Origin of the sequence: Ensifer sp. Root1252, from assembly GCF_001425885.1 — a bacterium.
Classification (GTDB): Bacteria; Pseudomonadota; Alphaproteobacteria; order Rhizobiales; family Rhizobiaceae; genus Ensifer; species Ensifer canadensis.
The window spans coordinates 629325-647206 of record NZ_LMDT01000023.1 but is presented as its reverse complement, the minus strand read 5'-3'; the positions used below and the strand labels follow the sequence as shown (position 1 = coordinate 647206).

The window sequence follows — 17882 nt, the reverse complement described above, 5'->3', positions numbered from 1 at the left end:
CGAAGCCCTTCCAGTGTCCGTAGATTGAAGAAAACCCGTTGGAGGACCAAATGGATACGAAGACAACCACGGCCGGCAAGTGTCCGGTCATGCACGGCGGCGCCACGGCTCTCGGCAACTCCGTCATGGAATGGTGGCCCAACGCACTCAACCTCGACATCCTGCACCAGCATGACAGCAAGACCAATCCGCTGGGCAAGGGGTTTAACTATAGCGAAGAGCTCAAGAAGCTGGACGTGGAAGCGCTGAAGGCGGACCTGCGCGCCCTGATGACGGACAGCCAGGAATGGTGGCCGGCCGACTGGGGTAGCTATGTCGGCATGATGGCGCGCGTCACGTGGCACGCGGCCGGCTCCTACCGCGCCGCCGACGGCCGCGGCGGTGCCAACACCGGCAACCAGCGCTTCGCCCCGCTCAATTCCTGGCCGGACAATGTCAACACCGACAAGGGTCGCCGCCTGCTTTGGCCGATTAAGAAGAAATACGGCAACAAGATTTCCTGGGCCGACCTGATCGCGCTTGCCGGCACCATCGCCTACGATGTTGCCGGCCTGAAGACCTTCGGCTTCGCCTTCGGCCGGGAGGACATCTGGGCGCCGGAAAAGGACGTCTACTGGGGTGACGAGAAGCAGTGGCTCGCCCCGAGCGACGGCCGCTACGGCGACGTCTCCAAGCCAGAGACGCTGGAAAACCCGCTCGCTGCCGTGCAGATGGGCCTCATCTACGTCAACCCGGAAGGCGTGAACGGGAAATCCGATCCGCTGGCGACCGCCGCGCAGATGCGCGAGACCTTCGCGCGCATGGGAATGGACGATGAGGAAACCGTGGCGCTTACCGCCGGCGGCCACACCATCGGCAAGTCCCACGGCAACGGCAACCCGGGTGACCTCAGCCCCGATCCAGAAGCCGCAGGCCCGGAATTCCAAGGCCTCGGCTGGATGAATACCAAGGGTCGCGGCATCGGCCGTAACACGGTCGTCTCGGGCATCGAGGGCGCCTGGACCGCCGAGCCGACGAAGTGGGACAACGGCTTCTTCGAGATGCTGTTCAACCATGAATGGACGCTGACGCACAGCCCTGCGGGCGCCTCTCAATGGGCACCGATCACCATCGCAGAGGAAGACAAGCCAGTCGACGTCGAGGATCCCTCGATCCGCACCATTCCGATGATGACCGATGCGGATATGGCGCTGAAGGTGGACCCAATCTATCGCGAAATCTCGCTTCGCTTCAGGAATGACTTCACGGCCTTTTCGGATGCCTTCGCCCGCGCCTGGTTCAAGCTGACGCACCGCGACATGGGTCCGAAGTCCCGCTATCTCGGCCCTGATGTGCCGGCCGAAGACCTCGTCTGGCAGGATCCGATCCCGGCCGGCCGCAAGGACTACGATATCGGGGGCGTCAAGGCGAAGGTCGCGGCATCAGGTCTTTCCATCGCGGATCTGGTTGCCACGGCATGGGACAGCGCCCGCACCTTCCGCGGTTCGGATTTCCGTGGCGGCGCAAACGGCGCCCGCATCCGCCTTGCCCCGCAGAAGGACTGGGAGGGCAATGAGCCGGCACGTCTGGCCCGTGTTCTTTCCGTTCTCGAACCGATTGCCGCGGCATCGGGTGCCAGCCTTGCCGACGTGATCGTGCTCGCCGGCAACTACGGCGTCGAGCAGGCGGCCAAAGCCGCAGGCTTCGATATCGAAGTGCCCTTCGCCGCAGGGCGCGGCGATGCGACCGCCGAGCAGACGGACGCCGACGGCTTCGCTCCGCTCGAGCCGCTCGCCGACGGCTTCCGCAACTGGCAGAAGAAGGACTATGTGGTGAGCCCGGAAGAGCTGCTGCTCGATCGCGCCCAGCTCATGGGCCTGACCGCGCCCGAGATGACAGCGCTCGTCGGTGGTCTCCGCGTCATCGGCACGAACCATGCCGGCACCGCACACGGCGTCTTCACGAGCCACGTCGGTGCATTGACGACGGACTTCTTCGCCACGCTGACTGACATGGGCTATTCCTGGGTTCCGACCGGCAGCAACCTGTATGAAATCCGCGACCGAAAGACCGGCGCGACCAAGTACACGGCGACCCGCGTCGACCTCGTCTTCGGCTCGAACTCCGTACTTCGCGCCTATGCGGAGGTCTATGCCCAGGATGACAACAGGGAGAAGTTCGTCAAGGACTTCGTTGCGGCCTGGACTAAGGTCATGAATGCGGATCGTTTCGATCTGGCTGCATGACCCCTGGGATCACCCAGTTAACTCCTTCCCCCGTCAAACGGGGGGAGGCTTTCGGATCCGCCGTCTCTGGACATCCGCATTCATGCTCGAACGCTAGGAACGGCTTGCCGGTTTCTTCGCAGGCTTCTCGGATTTGGCACTCCGGCCTGACGGCATCTTTCCAGCCGCCTCCCGCGCGTGGGCTTCCGGGCCGGCGACGATCGTGCCAGGTTTGGAACTATCGCGGCGATCGTTTTCTTTCGATTTGTGCGCTTCAGCTTCTTTTTCCATGGTTGCCGTTCCTCCGTTGCAAGACGCAACCTTAACGGCGCCGCGGAAGTCTGGTTCCGTGCCATCGCAGAAAACGCGGATATTCCCGTTCGAGCAGGAGCTGTCAGCCACATGGCGGTTGGTGCCGAGACGTCCTTTTTGGGGAAGAAAAGGCCGACCGCGCTGCGCCCTTCTAATTGCTAGCGGAGCGTGAGCAGCTCTGTTGGCAGGCTTCGCGCACATTGAAGCAGATCGGGTCGCTTGATCGGAGCGACGGGCTCTTGCACGTCACTCCGCCTTTTCCCGACAGGTTTCGAACCACTATCAGCGACCTTTTAGCAGGGCGGATAGGGGTAATATCCACACTGGTTGTAGTTGTTGTTGTAGTAGGGGTTGGCATAACCGTAGCCGTAGCGGTAGGGCGCGGTGGCGGCTGCGCCAATGGCGGCCCCCGTCGCAAGCCCGGCGCCGGCATACCAAGCGCCATGATAATCTGGAGCGTGCCAATAGTTGGCGTGGACATCGTTCACATGAACGTCGGCCCCCATTCGATCGCCACCGGCGAAACCTCCGTGGAAGCCCCCGCCGCCAAAGCCGCCGCCACCAAAGTCACGGCCACCACCGCCAAAGCCACCACCACCGCCAAAGCCACCGCCGCCAAAGCCGCCACGGTCGATGAACAGTGCTGCAGGGCCGCTTCCGCCCGAAAGACTTCCTTCAAGAACCGCCACTTCGAACGTCAGGTTCCCACCCGAGAGCTTTGGCTTCATAATCGTCACTACAGCATCTTCGACCTTCGACCCGTTCCCGCCAAGGACCGAAATCGTGGCATTGGGCGGATCTGTGGAAAAACTGCCTTTGCCTTCGTCCCATTGCATGACGAACTGCTCGGTCGTGAGATGACCGGCCGCACGAATTGGCCGATCGGCGAAGACGATTGAATTCATCGAAACGCCCGTCATTGTGAGCGTGGTTCCCTCCAATTTTGCGCCCGTAGAGTTGAGGACGAAAAGCGATGGAACCGGCCCTGTCGGTGATACCTGGCCGATCGTTTTGGCAAGCGGGACGTGCGGCTTGACATCGGCGTCCTGCGCCAAAACCGAGCCGGGGACGAGAAATTGGCTTGTGGCAAGGAATACGGAAAGAAAGACAGCAGTTCTGGGTTTCATAACTACCTCCTGCGTTTCAGGGCATTTGAAATGCGAATGAGCAGGCGAAGCTGCTCGGTCAGTCCGCGAACACTCGTCTCCAGTCGTTTTTCATGCTGATGACGATCCAGCCGTCCTTGATGGCTTCGTCGTAAAGTTCCTGCGTGAAAGTGCCGACCTTGGTCTCAGGCAAACCATTTGCCGGGCCATAGGCATATTCTCGTTCTGCGTCGTCATGCAGCACGAGAACGGAAAGCCGGGGGCCGTCCCCCGCTTCGGTATATTCGAGCATCTCCTTGTCGCCCGTTGAATTGCCGAAAGCGATGATCGGTTGTTTCCCAATCATCAGATGGATTCCCTCCGGTTTTCCGGCATTGTTGTCATTGAGGAGAAGCTTGGGATCCTTGGTCAGGAAGGGCTTTCCGTCCTTTCCATATCCATAGGTCGTTCCTCCGGCTGTCCCCACCACCTGTTCAGGAGGGATCCCGTATGTGCTCTCGGAGTAGACACGCACGAAGTCCTGGCCGCCGCCTGTGACGATGTAGGTCTTAAAGCCATTGTCGCGCAGATAGCCAAGAACCTCCTTCATGGGCTGGTAGGTGAGTTCGGTAAAGGGGCGCTTCCATCGCGGATCCTTTGCCGATGCGATCCACTTGCTGACCTCGGCCTCGAATTGGTCCACCGTCATGCCGGTAAGCGTGGCAGCAAGGATCTTTTCGAGATCCGCCATGGGGAGCTTGGCGACCGCTTCCCTGTCGCCGGTCAGCACGGTCTTGAAAGGCTCGATGTCCTTCAGCTCCGGTTTTTCCTTCACCAGAGCCGGAACCCGCTCCAGGCAGTATATCACCTGGCTGTACATCGGGTGTTCGACCCAAAGCGTACCATCCTGATCGAAGGTTGCGATCCTTTCTTCGGGCGGCACGAAAGTGGGCTTTGTATTGTCGGTGGTCGCCTGCACGAACTCGACGATTGCCTGCTTGGCCACGTTGTCGTTCCACGAGGGCAGGGGATCGGATTGAGCTTGAGCCGCAGTGGCCGCGAGGAGCGCATACAGCCAGAGATAAATTACAGTCAGGTGACCCGAACGCATGTCGAACCCTCCCTCCGGGATAAACAAGAATGCGGACGCCCCGAAGAGCGTCCGTTGTGATGTCGCTATTCGACAGCGTTTCAGTCGTGACCTGTCTTCATTTCCTTAACTTGCTGCATGACCTGCTCAAGATTATAACTTGCAGGGTCCTGCAGCGGCGGAAAGTTGATGTAACTCTCGAGATGCTTCAGCCACAGCTGCTGCCCGATGGGCAGGATGTTCCAGTCATAGACATAGGCCGTCGAAGGCGAGGCGATCGCGCCCCCCATGCCGAAGAGTGTCTTGATCTGCTGACCGACCGAAGTTTCGAACGGATCACGCTTGATGTTGACGACCTGTGTCCAGGAATAGGGCTGCACGCCGGAAATGAAGCCCGCAGGGTCATCGGACACCATCGCGAAATACATCTTCCAGTTTTTGAAGCGGACCGCCGACGGCTCTTTGCCGGAATAGTACAAGAAAGAGTCGCGTGCGGATGGTGCCTTACCTTCCAGGAAGTCGCGCTGATCGATCCCGTCGAGAGTGGTTTTGACAACTTTCGGATACTTGCCCGCTTCGATCTCCTTCTTGAGCCCATCACCCTTCGGGCCGCCAGCAATGTTCACCAATGTCGGCAGCCAATCGAGTGATGCGAAGATCTCGTTCTTGACCGTTCCCGGTTCGATATGGCCCGGCCAGCGCACGACTAGCGGAGCGCGCATGCCACCTTCCCAGGTGCTGAGCTTTCCGCCCTTGAACGGAGTGGTGCCGCCGTCGGGAAAGGTAATCGTCTCGGCACCGTTGTCGGTGGTAAAGACGACGATGGTGTTGTCGAGTTCTCCCATCTCCTCGAGCTTCTTCAGCACGTAGCCGATGTTGTCGTCCATTTGCTTCATACCGGCTTCGTTAACGCCCCAGTCCTTGCCGCCCGGCTCGCCAACCATGTTCAGGTACTTGTCCGGCAGCACGGTGGTGATGTGCATGCGTGCCGGATTGTACCAGACGAAGAAGGGCTTCTTGGTTTTCTCGGGGTCGTTCCTGTCGAGGAAGTCGATGACCTTGCCGGAGATTTCTTCGTCAATCGTCTTGGAGCGCTCGAGTGTCAGCGGCCCTTCGTCCTTGCAAGATTGATTTTCAGGGGTTCCGTCGGAGGATGCGCACGCTAGCATGGGACGCGGTGGTGTCAGGCACGTTGTTGTCTTCGGATCGACCGCCGCAGGATTCTCGGTCAGCCCGGGGATTGGCGTATTCCTGCAAGGAGGTGCGATCCCCTGCTCTGTCGGCGTCTTGTTGATGTCGGGGAAGCTCACGCCCTGCATTGCGTCGAGGTGATAGAGATAGCCCCAGAACTCCTGAAAACCATGGGCAGTCGGCAGGGACTCGGTGGTATCCCCGAGATGGTTCTTGCCGAACTCGCCTGTCGAATAGCCGAGATCGTTCAGGAACCGGGCAAGGTGAGGCGTGCCTGCCCGCAGGTAGGACGGGCTTCCGGGAATTTCCGGCAGGACCATGCCGACACGCACCGGCTGCATGCCGGTTATGAACGCGGTACGACCAGCCGTACAGCTTTGTTCAGCGTAGTAGGTCATGAATTTCGCACCCTCATTGCCGATGCGATCGATGTTGGGCGTTTCACCTACCATCAGGCCCTGGTGATAGATGCTTGGCTGCATCCAGCCGATATCATCGCCCATGATAAACAGGATGTTGGGCTTGGTTTCCTGCGCCTGCACGATAGCGGTGCCGGCCCAAAGGCTACTCACTGCAGTTAATGCTGCTGCGATGCACGTCGTTCTTATACGAGGCATTTCACGTCCCTCCCTCAGAGAACCTTGCAAGGTTCATTCACTAGATTTCATGCGCGAGAAGAGTTGAATGCGAAGGCGTGGGTGCTGCGATTGCGACGCAGTTGAGAGGGTGCAGCGCCACGATGCACAGCTGCTACCCAATTCTTAAAAACGAACACGGCTCAGAACAAATGGCCAGTTTGGCCGGATCTGCATAGCATCAGGTCGAACAGCTTCCACCTAAACAGTTTCGGTGGATCTGGTCGTAACGCATAAGATATGCCCATGAATGCGCCGAGAAATCGCTCGTGCACGCACATGATCATGGTGCAGGGCGTGGGTCATTTCAAGACTTGCACTCTCAATAAGAACACGTTGCAGTCGAAAATATGCACTTTCGATACTTGGACGTTCAAAGAATAATGCCAATGGCTTACTCAACGTGGCCTCGGCTGCGTTTTTAACGCGCACCTGTTCCTCTAGAAGCTGAAGTCCAGGGCCGCATGGTGCCGGTTATGCCACCGCAATGGATGGAAAATGGCACCTCCGCAGAAACAGGGTTTTTACGAGTTTTACGGAATTCCTCCCACCGACACCTGGGACGCGTTTGGGATGATTGCCAGGGCAGGCCACCTGGAGGGAGACGCGATCGTCGGAAAAATGTTTGATACGTTGAATGAGCTGGGAATTGGTGGAAAACACAATTGTGGTCTTCGCTCAGACAATGGGCCGGACGGCCCAGAGGCACCGCACGTTCGGTGGAGACATGCCAGTCATGGGAATGCGAAGCAGCAGTAAAGTCGGTCCAACTCACGCAGACGAATTTTCCAAACGAAGCCTTCGCCGACATGCGGCCTGGCGCTTAAACCTCCTTGAGCCGAGGGTCGCTGGATGAGCGCATGACCCATCCGGTTGCCAAAAAGCCACAATTGCTTCACCTAGATCGTGCAGTGACACTCGGCATCAAGAATTGGATCGATCAGAATGCGCATATCATACGTTTTCCTTGGTGCATTTCTGGCAATCGTACAGTCCGCATTTGCTGAAGTCGCCTCACCGCCTGTTTTGGAGCCGCTTAAGCAACAGGCACAAGCCGCTCAGTTGAGTGCAGAATTTCTCACGCGCTTCAGCTATAAGCCCGTTCCACTCGACGACGCCTTGTCGGCCAGGATCATGGATCGGTTCATCCAATCACTTGATCCAGACCATGCGCTCTTTCTGCAAGCGGACATCGACAGGTTCATGTCGGACCGCAACGAGATCGACGACGCCATCGAACGGAAAAACTTGAACATCCCATTTGCGATCTTCAACGTTTATGGGAAACGCGTTGTCGACCGAATGAACTACGCGCGCAACTTGCTTAAGCAGGACCTCGATTTCGGTGCGCAGGAGAGCTTTTCCGTTCTGCGCGATAAAGCGCCCTGGCCGCAGTCGGAGGCCGAGAGCAATGAACTTTGGCGCAAACGCGTAAAAAGCGACTGGTTGCGGTTGAAACTGGGCGGCAAGACCGACGCGGCCATTCGCGAAACACTCGACAAGCGATATGCAAACGCTTTGCAGCGAGCTTACAAGTATAAAAGCGATGACGTTTTCCAGTCGTTCATGAACGCCTACACAACGTCGACCGACCCGCACACGGACTACTTCGGCGCGACCGCTTCGGCCGATTTCAATATCGCAATGAAACTTTCACTCGTTGGTATCGGTGCGTCACTGCAGGAACGCGACGACTACACGACGATCCGTGAACTCGTGCCTGGCGGACCGGCTCAGTTGTCGGGCAAGCTCTCGGTCGGAGACCGCATTACTGGCGTGGGTCAAGGCAAGGATGGGGCGATAAAGGAAGTGGTTGGCACGCGCCTTGATGAGGTCGTGCAACTGATACGAGGGAAAAAGGGCACCGTCGTGCGCCTGGATATCCTGCCGGCGGATGCCGGAGCCGATGCCACCCACCGGATCATCAGCCTGGTGCGCGATAAAATCAGCCTCGAAAAGCAGGCTGCCCAGAAGACCGTGCTGTCTGTGAAAGTGGGCGAAGCCACGCGTAAAATCGGGGTGATTACTCTGCCGGCATTCTACGAGGATTTTGAAGCCCGGCGCAAAGGAGACAAGGACTATAGAAGCGCGAGCCGCGATGTCCGAAAGCTTCTCGATGAACTGAAGCAGGAAAAAGTCGACAGCGTTCTCATTGACATGCGCAACAATGGCGGCGGTTCACTGAAGGAGGCGATTGATTTGACCGGCCTGTTCATCGGCAGTGGCCCGGTCGTTCAGCAACGCGATAGCGACGGTAAGGTCGCGGTATCAAGCGCTGATTTTCCAGCGCCTGTCTGGACCGGCCCTGTGGGTGTCCTCATCAATCGCGGGTCGGCATCGGCTTCGGAGATTTTCGCCGCGGCAATCCAAGATTACGGTCGGGGCGTTATCGTTGGCGAACCGAGTTTCGGTAAGGGCACCGTTCAAACTGTCGTGAATCTTGACGAGGTGGTTCGCAACAGCACACCCGAATTCGGTGACCTGAAAGTCACGATTGCGCAGTTTTTCCGGATCAACGGCGGCACGACGCAGTTGCACGGTGTGACGCCTGATATCAGCTTGCCGAGTTTTTCGGATCCGGCTCGCTTTGGCGAGACCAGTTATGACAATGCCCTGCCGTGGGCTCAGATCAAACCTGCGACCTATAAGCCCATCGGCACCATAACGGCGTTGTTGCCGACACTTCAACGCCGCCATGAAGCTCGGGTTGAGAGCAATCCGGATTTCCAACGCCTGTTAGAAGACATTGCGGACGTGGAAGCGCAGCGCAACAAAGGGGTTGTCTCCCTCAATGAAGCCGAACGTCGTAGGGAATTGACGGCTCGAGAAATTCGAATGAAGTCTCGGGCGCAAGCAGGCGATGGCGCAAATGCTGGCGAAGATGATGGCCTGCGTGCAAACGAGCGTAGCCTGAGTGCTGATATTGCCATTGAGAATGCCCGCAAGAACGCAAAAGATGTTTTGCTGGACGAGGCCGCGGCCATTCTTGCCGATGAGGCGGATTTGCAGGAAGGGGTGGTGAAAGCGGCCACAGGACAATCGGAAAATACGGAGGGAAAATAATCGTACCCGGCCGGCGCAACAGTATGGGCCGCTTGCGATCTATTCTTCGCAGCGGCATGATTACAGGGGAAGTACGGCGTACCACGCCATGGTCCAGTCGTAAGCGCGGATGCTGAACTGAGTTAGATCCCTTCACATCAGGCATGACTGCGTTTGGCGGTCCGAAGAGTTTCTTCTAGACTCCGGCATTTCCGCGATCTACCTTGGGTGCTTGGTGATCCTGAAATTGTATCAGGTTTCAGCCTCTTTGCATCGCCTACCGCAATGGAATTGCGGTTCGGGCCTGCGCTTCAGCCCTTAATCCAACGTAATCTCACCGCGCAAGCGGGAGGAGTTTCCATGGCCAATGCCCAATGCGCCTGTGGCGCTCTTAAACTGATGCTTCGCGAACCGCCACAATTGACTGCGCTGTGTCACTGTTTCGCATGCCAGCGAAGAACTGGTGCACCGTTCAGCGCTAATGCTTTCTACTCGATTGACTGTGTCGAAATATCTGGAACGTCTGCAGAATTCATTCGTACTGCCGAGAGCGGTCGCAAGGTCCGAATGCATTTTTGCCCAAGTTGCGGCTCGACCGTCTATTGGAAGGCCGATGTCTCGCCGTCCTGGATCGGGGTGGCTGTAGGTTCATTTGCCGACCCGGCGTTCGCGCCACCTGCCATATCAGTATTCGAGCAATCGAAACATAAGTGGGTGAAGGTCGCCGACACGGTAGAGCCTTTCCAAGGCCTCCCAATCGGCCAACATTAGGATGAATCGGCAGGTGACTGCGTGGCCGAATCACTGGCCATATGCTTGGAAACATAGTGAGGATGCTGACCGCCATGATGCAATTTCACGCAGGCAACTGCCCGAGCTGTCAGAACGGCCGGCTTTTTCTCTTTCGTGAGAGCGAAACCGGAGATGTCTACGCACACTGCGAGGAGTGCGAGCAGGGTTATCGATCGCCAGAAGAAGTCGAGGGCAAGAGTGACCGAGGATGAAATCTCTCGAAGTGTCTGGGCGAACCATCAAATTTTCGAGGCATACCTCACCAGTTACGAAGGCGCGTCCACCCAATGACCGCCGTCTCGCGCGATACTCGGCGTCGGTCGCGTGCTCACAGTAGTCTCGTCGGTATACCCTATTGAGCTGGCGCAGTCGTTGAAGGCTGGGTCGTTGAAGGCTGGGTCGTCGAGGGCTGAGTCGTCGAGGGCTGAGTCGTCGGCTCAGTCGTAGTCGCCGGGGGTGTCGCTGTTTCCGTTGTGGTCGTCTTGCCAGGGAGTAGGAAGACAACGGCAAGGATGATTACGACGACGGCGACAATGACGCCAATAACGGTGTTTCTGCTCATAACTGCTCCTCCTGAGCGTGTTTACCCGTACTTTATAAACTGGAGCAGCTGGGTTCGTTTTCAATTCTGAAGTCGGCGGATAGCAGCCCGGTAGCTCGTCCGCCTCTAACCAGAAGGTCGCAGTTGCGAATGCTGCCATTTCAGCCGTCGGAAGCGGACGTCGTTGCCAATTTTTGCCATGCGGCTATGCTCGTTCCTATGCGCACAATGAACATTTCCCTGCCGGACTATCTGAAGAGCTTCGTAGATGAGCAAGTCGCTGGGCGGGACTATGGGTCGAGCAGTGAGTATATCCGAGAATTGATCCGTCGAGATGACGACCGGCTCACGTTACGCAGGCTGTTGCTTGACGGAGCCTCCTCTGCGCAGACTGAACCGCCCGACGCCGCTTATTTCAGCGGGTTGCGCGATCGAGTTCGTGGTCGGAAGAGCAAGTGACGAACAAACCGATTATTCCACGTGAATTGGCGCGCAGTGATGTCGAAGTGACCGTAGATTATTACGCACGCGAGGCCGCAAATTGATGTCGCGCTGGGCTTCATCGACAGGCCGGCTGCATCGACGTGTGGAGTGTGCTTCATGCCAAGCGCGATATCCCGCAGTGGATGCAGGGGTCGGATAGTCGCTGACTGCGCGGAGATTTGCACGGCTGTATCCGCTGTGCCCCACCACCCTATGCACGACCTCTGGCCAAGGTCACTTGCGCCGGCGTCGGGGGACTGACGAAGCAGATAGCTGGGAAGACTTTAGGGACGTCATGCGCAACTTCGAAGATCCTGGTCGGTCGCTGGCCGTCGCCCGTCACGGGATGGCGGCAACCTCACATCCGGCCTCAACCCTGACGGCCATCGAGATCCTGAAGGCAGGAGGGAACGCCATCGATGCGGCGGTGGCGGCCGTCGCGGTTCAATCAGTAGTCGAGGCAGGTTCGACTGGTGTTGGCGGGGATTGTTTCGCAATGATCGCGGTGGAAGGATCCACCGACATTCGCGCCTACAACGGCTCGGGCCTGACGCCAGTAGCACTGAGCCACGATGCGCTGCGTGCCGACGGTGTGACAGCAATCGAGCGCTCTTCTCCTCACGCGGTCACGGTTCCTGGAGCGGTCGATGCCTGGTGCCGCCTCTTAAGCGACTTCGGCCGGATGTCGATGGCCGAAGTGCTTCAGCCTGCAATTGCGATGTCCCGCGACGGCTATGCGCTGACGCCCCGTGTCGCCGCCGACCTGGGCATGCAGCGCGATCTCCTGGCTGCCGACCCAACCACCCGTGCCACTTTCCTGGTCGCGGGAGAGGCCCCGGCGGTCGGCAGCGTCCAGCGCCAGCCCTTGCTTGCGGATACACTCGACGCGATCGCACGCGGCGGCCGGGACGCCTTCTATCGCGGCGCCATCGCCGAGGACATGGTGGACTATCTGCGCGGCCTCGGCGGCTATCACTCCCTGGACGATTTCGCCAGCGCTGTAGGAGACTACGTTACACCCATCTCCACGACCTATCGCGGCCGCACCATCTACGAATGCCCGCCGAATGGCCAAGGCGTCGTCGCCCTCCTGATCCTGAACATCCTCTCGCGTTTCTCGCTGTCCAACGACCCGTTCGACCCCGATGATCTGCATCTCCTCCTCGAGGCAACACGGCTCGCCTACGCCGCGCGCGACGCGATGGTCGCCGATCCGTCTTTGTCGGATGGGGCCGTCGAGCGCATGCTGTCGAGCACACTTGCTGATCGCCTTGCCCAAAGCATCTCCCTCGATCGGGTCACCGAACCGCTGCCCTCGTTCGACACCGTCGAGCACAAGGATACCGTCTATGTTTGCGTGGTGGATCGCGACCGCAACGCGGTCAGCTTCATCAATTCGATATTCAGTTCCTATGGCAGTGGGCTGATGGCGCCACGCTCAGGCGTATTGTTCCACAACCGCGGTCAGAGCTTTTCGCTTGCGGCAGGTCACCCCAACGAAATCGCGGCCCGCAAGCGTCCGATGCATACGATAATCCCGGGAATGGTCGCCGAGGGCGGGCGTATCGTGATGCCGTTCGGTGTGATGGGCGGCCACTACCAGGCCATGGGCCATGCTCATCTGTTGTCCCGGCTCTACGATTGCGGTGTCGATCTTCAAACCGCCATTGACCTGCCGCGCCTCTTTCCTCTGCCCGCTACAGCGACGGTCGAAGCAGAGGAAGCCATCCGCACCAGCATCGGCTCCGAACTGGAACGGCGTGGCTTCAAGGTTCAGCCGTCCCTCCGCGCGATCGGCGGAGCGCAAGCCATCCGGATTGACTGGGAGCGTGGCATTCTGATCGGAGGGTCGGACGCCCGTAAGGACGGGATGGCGCTGGGCTACTAACTTTGCCTCACAGGTGGAGTGATGAGATGGACGGTTCTCCCAAATGTCTCTCTACGGCGACCTAGGCAATGATTGGCTGGGGGGAGGAACATGGAAGTCCGTATTGGCAACGAAACCTTCGTAGGCGGTGAGGGGAGCGGCGCCGCGGGTTAAGTGTCCCGGACTCATCGTGTCGTCGGTTCCATGTGTAGGGTTCGGTTTGCGGCCATCCCGCCGACGAGCCTTCCCAGAGTTCCTGGCGACCATACGATCAGAGCGTTCAATCGCGCATCACCCGGCCGCTGCAGAAATATCGGAACGCAGGCAGCGGATATAGGCGCAGAACATGTCGGACATGGCATTCGCGTATGCTGCGATTTCCGCGTCGGTCTTCGGCTCGGCGGAGAACTCCTTCCCGACCGTGGTCATGGTCGTCATGACGAGGTCGCCGGCCGTGGCCCGGACCGCCGCGGAGGCATCCGGAAGAAGCTCGGACATGAACGCTTCGATGACCATGTCATCCGCCGCCCGCGCCTCCTGCGCTTCCGGCGCATCCCGGTAAAGAGGGGCGGCATCGTTAAGTGCCACCCGAACGGCAGCTTCCTCGCATTCCGAACGGATGAAAGCCTGCACGAGGCTACGGAGCCGCTCGAGCGGCGGTCGGGACCGGTCCGTCAGGATGTCGCCCAAGAGTTCCGATGTCGCCCGCCACTCGTCGCTCTGCAGTCGGAACAGGATAGCCGCCTTGTTGGGGAAATACTGGTAGAGAGATCCGACGCTGACACCTGCCCGTTCCGCCACCCGCGCCGTCGTAAAACGCTGCGCACCCTCCTGCGCCAAAACCTGAATAGCCGCCTGAAGAATGGCGGCGACAAGCTCGTTCGAACGCGACTGCTTGGGCTGCTTTCGTGTGGAAATACGGGGACTTGCGCGATCAGTCATCGGGACCTTTTGCAATGCGATTAGCAAACGCGACGAATTATTCGTATTTTTTATTTCGAAAGCAAGTCATCGCAACGAACCAAGGATTTTCCGATGAACACCCTCAAGGACATACGCCTTGCATCTCTTCTCGACCGCCTCTTCGACGAAGCGGATGCCGCCACCAGCCCGGCCTTGGCAGAACTCTCCCACGCGGAGCGCGACCGCCTCATGCACAGCAAGACGGAGTATCTCGACTTCTACAGCCGCATGAAGGATCTTTGGCTTCCCGTGTCCCGCCAGACCGGCGAACTGCTCTATATGCTGGCCCGAAGCAGCGGCGCAAGGACGATCGTCGAGTTCGGCACGTCGTTCGGCCTCTCGACTCTCTACCTCGCAGCAGCGCTCCGGGACAATGGCGGGGGGCAGCTGATCACCAGCGAGTTCGAGCCGTCGAAGATTGCAAGGGCGCGACAGAACCTGGCTGACGCGGGCCTCATCGATCTCGTCGAAATTCGCGAGGGCGATGCGCTGACGACGCTGAGTATGGATCTTCCCGAAAGCATAGATCTGCTCCTGCTCGATGGCGCGAAGCCGCTCTACCCGGAAGTCCTTTCACTGGTCGAGAGCCGTCTGCGGACCGGAGCACTTGTCGTTGCCGACGATGCGGATCATTGCCCGGACTATCTCGATCGCGTCCGCTCGACTTCGGGCGGCTATCTGTCGACACCGTTCGCCGACGACATCGAGCTGTCGATGCGCCTGGCCTGAAGCCTGCCAACGTTCAACTGCCACCAACCCAAACCGAACATACAACGAAAGGCCCGTCCCAATGGCACGGGCCCCTCAATGGAGAATTGTCATGCATGTATTCGTAACAGGCGCAACCGGCTGGGTCGGCTTCGCCGTCGTCGAGGACCTGATCCGCTCAGGACATAAGGTCAGTGGCCTTGTCCGTTCGGCGGGGAAGGCATCAGCCCTTGCAGCCATCGGTGCGAAGGTTGTCGAAGGTTCGCTGGACGACCTCGACATCCTGCGGGCTGCCGCTTCAGCCGCCGACGCCGTGATTCACACCGCCTTCAACCACGACTTCTCGACGTTCGCCAAGAACGCGGCACAGGACGAACGGGCGATCGAGGCACTGGGAGGCGCACTCAAATGGTCGGACCGCCCATTGCTCGTCACCTCCGGCCTCTTGGGTCTGCCACGCGGCGCAACCGAAGCAGACCTTCCCAATCCGGCGTCGCCGCGCAAGTCGGAAGCTGCCGCAAGGGCGGTGGCGGAACAGGGCGTGCGCGCAGCGACGGTGCGTCTTGCGCCATCCGTTCATGGGGTGGGCGACCATGGTTTCATCCCGATCGTCGCGGGCCTCGCGCGCGAAACCGGCGTGTCCGCCTATGTCGATGACGGCTTGAACTGCTGGTCCGGGGTTCACCGTCTGGATGCGGCGCAGGTCTACCGCATGGCCCTTGAAGCCGGCGTGGCGGAGAGCGTCTACCATGCGGTTGCCGTCGAAACGGTTCCGTTCAGGGAAATCGCCGAAGTGATCGGGCGCCAACTCGGCCTGCCGGTCGAACCGCGGTCGCGAGAGCACTTCGGCTGGTTTGCCAACTTTGCAGCGGCGAACATGGCGGCGTCCAGCGCCAGGACCCGCTCGCTTCTAGGCTGGCAGCCGACTGGTCCGGGCCTGATCGCCGATCTCGATCAGCCCGCCTACTTCCCGCGCTGATCGTGAGACGAGCTCTAACTGCCGCGCTGATGCCGAGCCCTAGGCGTTACTGAAACTGCACGCCAAACACTCGCCTCACGTTTTGCGATCTCAATGCGCGCGCAGGAAGCGAAATAGATCCTCTGTGAACTCTTGCGGGTTCTGCAAATGGGAAAAGTGGCTGACTTCTGGCTGTATTAGCAGACCGGCACTGGGAATGTTTTCGGCGATGAACAGCGTATCGGTACGCCTGACAATTTCGTCGTGGTCGCCGGCTGCAACCCAGATAGGGTGTTCAAGGTTGCGAAGCTCACTTTTCGTTATGTTTGGTTGCGAGCCCCACATTTTTTCCATTTGCTCAAGGAAGTCGTCGTATTCGACGGGTGTGGGAGACAGCTTTTCGTACTCTTCGCGCGTCCGCTGAGAATAGTTCTCAAACATCCTGCTATCGGATAGATCGTAGATCCCGGATGGGTCACTATTAGCCGCAAATGCGAACAGGCAGCTAACTCGGCCAGGATTGGCGATCACTAGCTTGAGGCCGATGATTGCGCCGTCGCTCCAGCCTATGACCGCAGCCTTGGACACCCTTAAATCATCCATCAATGCGATGACGTCGGAGGCCATGCGGTCGTAGCTGAAGGGGTCCGCATTCCGAGTGCTGCGGCCGTGGCCGCGGCTGTCCATAACGATGACCTGATAGGACTTAGCGAGTTCCGGAACCTGATGGCCCCAGTAATTGGAATTGGCGAGACCGCCATGGAGCATAATCACGGGCTCACCGGAACCGTAGACAGCATACCAAATCTTGATGCCGTCGACCGCGACATACCCTTTGCGGGTCGTCGCGGGCAACTCGGGAGTTACGGGAAGAGTTCGCCACCTTGGTTCTGCCATAGTAGCCTCCATCAACCCTTAGTTTGCGGCCTTCGAAGATCGCGGCAATCGTTGTCCGTGTAAGTTGCAATATACGTGATCTTCTCGCGGTTGCCAGTCACCCGGTTGGGTGACTGGGGCGTTGGTTGCCACAGACGGTTCTGAGCCATGCGGCTGTTTGCGTGTACGACAAGTCTACGTGTGAAGGTGACGAGGAAAACGTTGGGCGGTTTTCAGCCTGAGGTGACGTATTTTCTCCAGCCATGCTCGCTGCGAAAACCCAAAATGTCACGCGCCTTCCAGTTCGACAGCAACGTCTCGAACTCGCCGAGTTCCCGCTTGAGCGGTACACCTGGATAGAACCGGTCTATGAGTTCGCGGGTAGGCAGATCGGAAGAGGTGTCGTCGTTTGCGGCATTGAAGATCTGGAAACCAAGCCCGTCCTTCTCTATTGCGCGAAGCGTGATCTGGCCGAGGTCGCGCGCATCGATGTAGCTCCACGCGATGCGTTTTCGAAAGCCCGGATTTGCGAACCATCCAGGAAACAGTTTGTACTCGCTCGGCTCAATGACGTTGCCGATGCGCAGGGCATAGATGTCGAAGCCGCTGCGCAGGGCAAAGGCGCGTGCCGTCTGCTCATTGACAACTTTCGACAAGGCATAGCTGTCCATGGGGTCGACGTCGTACTCCTCGTCGAGCGGAAAGTAGCGCGGACTGCGGGGCTCGTTGGCAAAGACGAGGCCGTAGGTCGTCTCGCTGGATGCTATGATGACCTTGCGAATACCGAGTTTCACAGCAGCTTCGATGACGTTGTAGGTGCCGAGTGCGTTCACGCGGAAAAGTTCGTTGTCAGGAGCGATCATGATGCGCGGGATGGCGGCAAAATGCACGACGGCGTCGATCGGCTGTGGCCTCAAGGATGGGTCGAACTCGTGCAGTCCGGTGTAACTCGACAAGGCGTTGAAGACTTGCCCGCTATCGGTGATGTCCGTGATGAGCGTCCTGACCTTCGGATTGTCGAGAGGCCGGGTATCGAGATTGAGGACCTGGTGACCCTGCTCGATGAGATACTGCACGACATGGCGGCCGGCTTTGCCGCTGCCGCCGGTGAAGATGATCCTCTTTGCCATTCTGC

General features: G+C 58.9%; 13 protein-coding genes and 1 pseudogene. 8 read left to right on the top strand and 6 right to left on the bottom strand.

Annotation, left to right across the window (positions count from 1 at the left end; genetic code table 11):
* Positions 1-50 precede the first annotated feature (50 nt).
* Positions 51-2225: a catalase/peroxidase HPI gene (gene katG, locus ASD02_RS24100; protein ID WP_057221221.1), complete on the top strand. Its 2175-nt coding sequence runs from the start codon at positions 51-53 to the stop codon at positions 2223-2225.
* Positions 2226-2809: 584 nt separating this feature from the next.
* Here the strand turns inward: katG and ASD02_RS24095 are convergent.
* The 3 genes from ASD02_RS24095 to ASD02_RS24085 form a co-directional block, all read right to left on the bottom strand.
* Complete coding sequence (locus ASD02_RS24095) at positions 2810-3643, bottom strand: hypothetical protein (RefSeq protein WP_057221220.1); 834 nt, start codon at positions 3641-3643, stop codon at positions 2810-2812.
* A 58-nt stretch (positions 3644-3701) separates the two neighbouring features.
* Complete coding sequence (locus ASD02_RS24090; protein WP_082555614.1) at positions 3702-4712, bottom strand: HAD family hydrolase; 1011 nt, start codon at positions 4710-4712, stop codon at positions 3702-3704.
* A gap of 80 nt (positions 4713-4792) precedes the next feature.
* Complete coding sequence (locus tag ASD02_RS24085) at positions 4793-6499, bottom strand: arylsulfatase (protein WP_057221218.1); 1707 nt, start codon at positions 6497-6499, stop codon at positions 4793-4795.
* Positions 6500-7462: 963 nt separating this feature from the next.
* Between ASD02_RS24085 and ASD02_RS24075 the strand changes: the two genes are divergently transcribed.
* The 5 genes and pseudogenes from ASD02_RS24075 to ASD02_RS24065 all read left to right on the top strand — a co-directional run bounded on the left by ASD02_RS24075 (position 7463) and on the right by ASD02_RS24065 (position 13263).
* Entirely contained in the window at positions 7463-9580 is a 2118-nt protein-coding gene (locus tag ASD02_RS24075) for a carboxy terminal-processing peptidase (protein ID WP_057221216.1), read from the top strand.
* A gap of 339 nt (positions 9581-9919) precedes the next feature.
* The gene (locus ASD02_RS37350; RefSeq protein ID WP_082555613.1) at positions 9920-10330 is read left to right on the top strand and encodes a GFA family protein; all 411 of its coding nucleotides are present in this window, start codon (positions 9920-9922) and stop codon (positions 10328-10330) included.
* 781 nt (positions 10331-11111) lie between these two features.
* Complete coding sequence (locus ASD02_RS24070) at positions 11112-11351, top strand: type II toxin-antitoxin system ParD family antitoxin (protein WP_057221273.1); 240 nt, start codon at positions 11112-11114, stop codon at positions 11349-11351.
* Positions 11348-11542, top strand: a pseudogene (locus ASD02_RS39925) (hypothetical protein). Before ASD02_RS24070 ends, ASD02_RS39925 begins: the two are co-directional and overlap by 4 nt.
* 128 nt (positions 11543-11670) lie before the next feature.
* Positions 11671-13263 carry a gamma-glutamyltransferase family protein gene (locus ASD02_RS24065; RefSeq protein ID WP_057221215.1) on the top strand — a complete coding sequence of 531 codons (1593 nt, stop codon included), beginning with the start codon at positions 11671-11673 and terminating at the stop codon, positions 13261-13263.
* 270 nt (positions 13264-13533) lie between these two features.
* On the opposite strand, the gene ASD02_RS24060 is transcribed toward ASD02_RS24065, so the two are convergent.
* Positions 13534-14184, bottom strand: a complete 651-nt coding sequence (locus tag ASD02_RS24060) for a TetR family transcriptional regulator (RefSeq protein WP_057221214.1) — start codon at positions 14182-14184, stop codon at positions 13534-13536.
* A gap of 93 nt (positions 14185-14277) precedes the next feature.
* On the opposite strand from ASD02_RS24060, the gene ASD02_RS24055 reads away from it, so the two are divergent.
* Together ASD02_RS24055 and ASD02_RS24050 are read left to right on the top strand one after the other, a co-directional pair.
* On the top strand, positions 14278-14934 hold the full coding sequence (locus ASD02_RS24055; protein ID WP_057221213.1) for an O-methyltransferase: 657 nt from the start codon (positions 14278-14280) through the stop codon (positions 14932-14934).
* A gap of 91 nt (positions 14935-15025) precedes the next feature.
* Complete coding sequence (locus ASD02_RS24050) at positions 15026-15892, top strand: SDR family oxidoreductase (RefSeq protein ID WP_057221212.1); 867 nt, start codon at positions 15026-15028, stop codon at positions 15890-15892.
* A gap of 90 nt (positions 15893-15982) precedes the next feature.
* Here the strand turns inward: ASD02_RS24050 and ASD02_RS24045 are convergent, their stop codons facing one another.
* Both ASD02_RS24045 and ASD02_RS24040 read right to left on the bottom strand, forming a co-directional pair.
* Positions 15983-16768 (bottom strand): alpha/beta hydrolase, encoded by a 786-nt coding sequence (locus tag ASD02_RS24045; protein ID WP_244494275.1) that lies wholly within the window; start codon positions 16766-16768, stop codon positions 15983-15985.
* Between the two features lie 212 nt (positions 16769-16980).
* Positions 16981-17877 carry an NAD(P)-dependent oxidoreductase gene (locus ASD02_RS24040; protein ID WP_025430537.1) on the bottom strand — a complete coding sequence of 299 codons (897 nt, stop codon included), beginning with the start codon at positions 17875-17877 and terminating at the stop codon, positions 16981-16983.
* Positions 17878-17882: the final 5 nt, after the last annotated feature.

Excerpts from the sequence above, each read along its gene's own strand:
- ASD02_RS24095 (WP_057221220.1), bottom strand. The coding sequence starts at position 3,643 with ATGAAACCCAGAACTGCTGTCTTTCTTTCCGTATTCCTTGCCACAAGC.
- ASD02_RS24065 (WP_057221215.1), top strand. The coding sequence starts at position 11,671 with ATGCGCAACTTCGAAGATCCTGGTCGGTCGCTGGCCGTCGCCCGTCAC.
- katG (WP_057221221.1), top strand. The coding sequence starts at position 51 with ATGGATACGAAGACAACCACGGCCGGCAAGTGTCCGGTCATGCACGGC.
- ASD02_RS24075 (WP_057221216.1), top strand. The coding sequence starts at position 7,463 with ATGCGCATATCATACGTTTTCCTTGGTGCATTTCTGGCAATCGTACAG.
- ASD02_RS24050 (WP_057221212.1), top strand. The coding sequence starts at position 15,026 with ATGCATGTATTCGTAACAGGCGCAACCGGCTGGGTCGGCTTCGCCGTC.
- ASD02_RS24085 (WP_057221218.1), bottom strand. The coding sequence starts at position 6,499 with ATGCCTCGTATAAGAACGACGTGCATCGCAGCAGCATTAACTGCAGTG.
- ASD02_RS37350 (WP_082555613.1), top strand. The coding sequence starts at position 9,920 with ATGGCCAATGCCCAATGCGCCTGTGGCGCTCTTAAACTGATGCTTCGC.
- ASD02_RS24040 (WP_025430537.1), bottom strand. The coding sequence starts at position 17,877 with ATGGCAAAGAGGATCATCTTCACCGGCGGCAGCGGCAAAGCCGGCCGC.
- ASD02_RS24070 (WP_057221273.1), top strand. The coding sequence starts at position 11,112 with ATGCGCACAATGAACATTTCCCTGCCGGACTATCTGAAGAGCTTCGTA.
- ASD02_RS24060 (WP_057221214.1), bottom strand. The coding sequence starts at position 14,184 with ATGACTGATCGCGCAAGTCCCCGTATTTCCACACGAAAGCAGCCCAAG.
- ASD02_RS24055 (WP_057221213.1), top strand. The coding sequence starts at position 14,278 with ATGAACACCCTCAAGGACATACGCCTTGCATCTCTTCTCGACCGCCTC.
- ASD02_RS24090 (WP_082555614.1), bottom strand. The coding sequence starts at position 4,712 with ATGCGTTCGGGTCACCTGACTGTAATTTATCTCTGGCTGTATGCGCTC.
- ASD02_RS24045 (WP_244494275.1), bottom strand. The coding sequence starts at position 16,768 with ATGGCAGAACCAAGGTGGCGAACTCTTCCCGTAACTCCCGAGTTGCCC.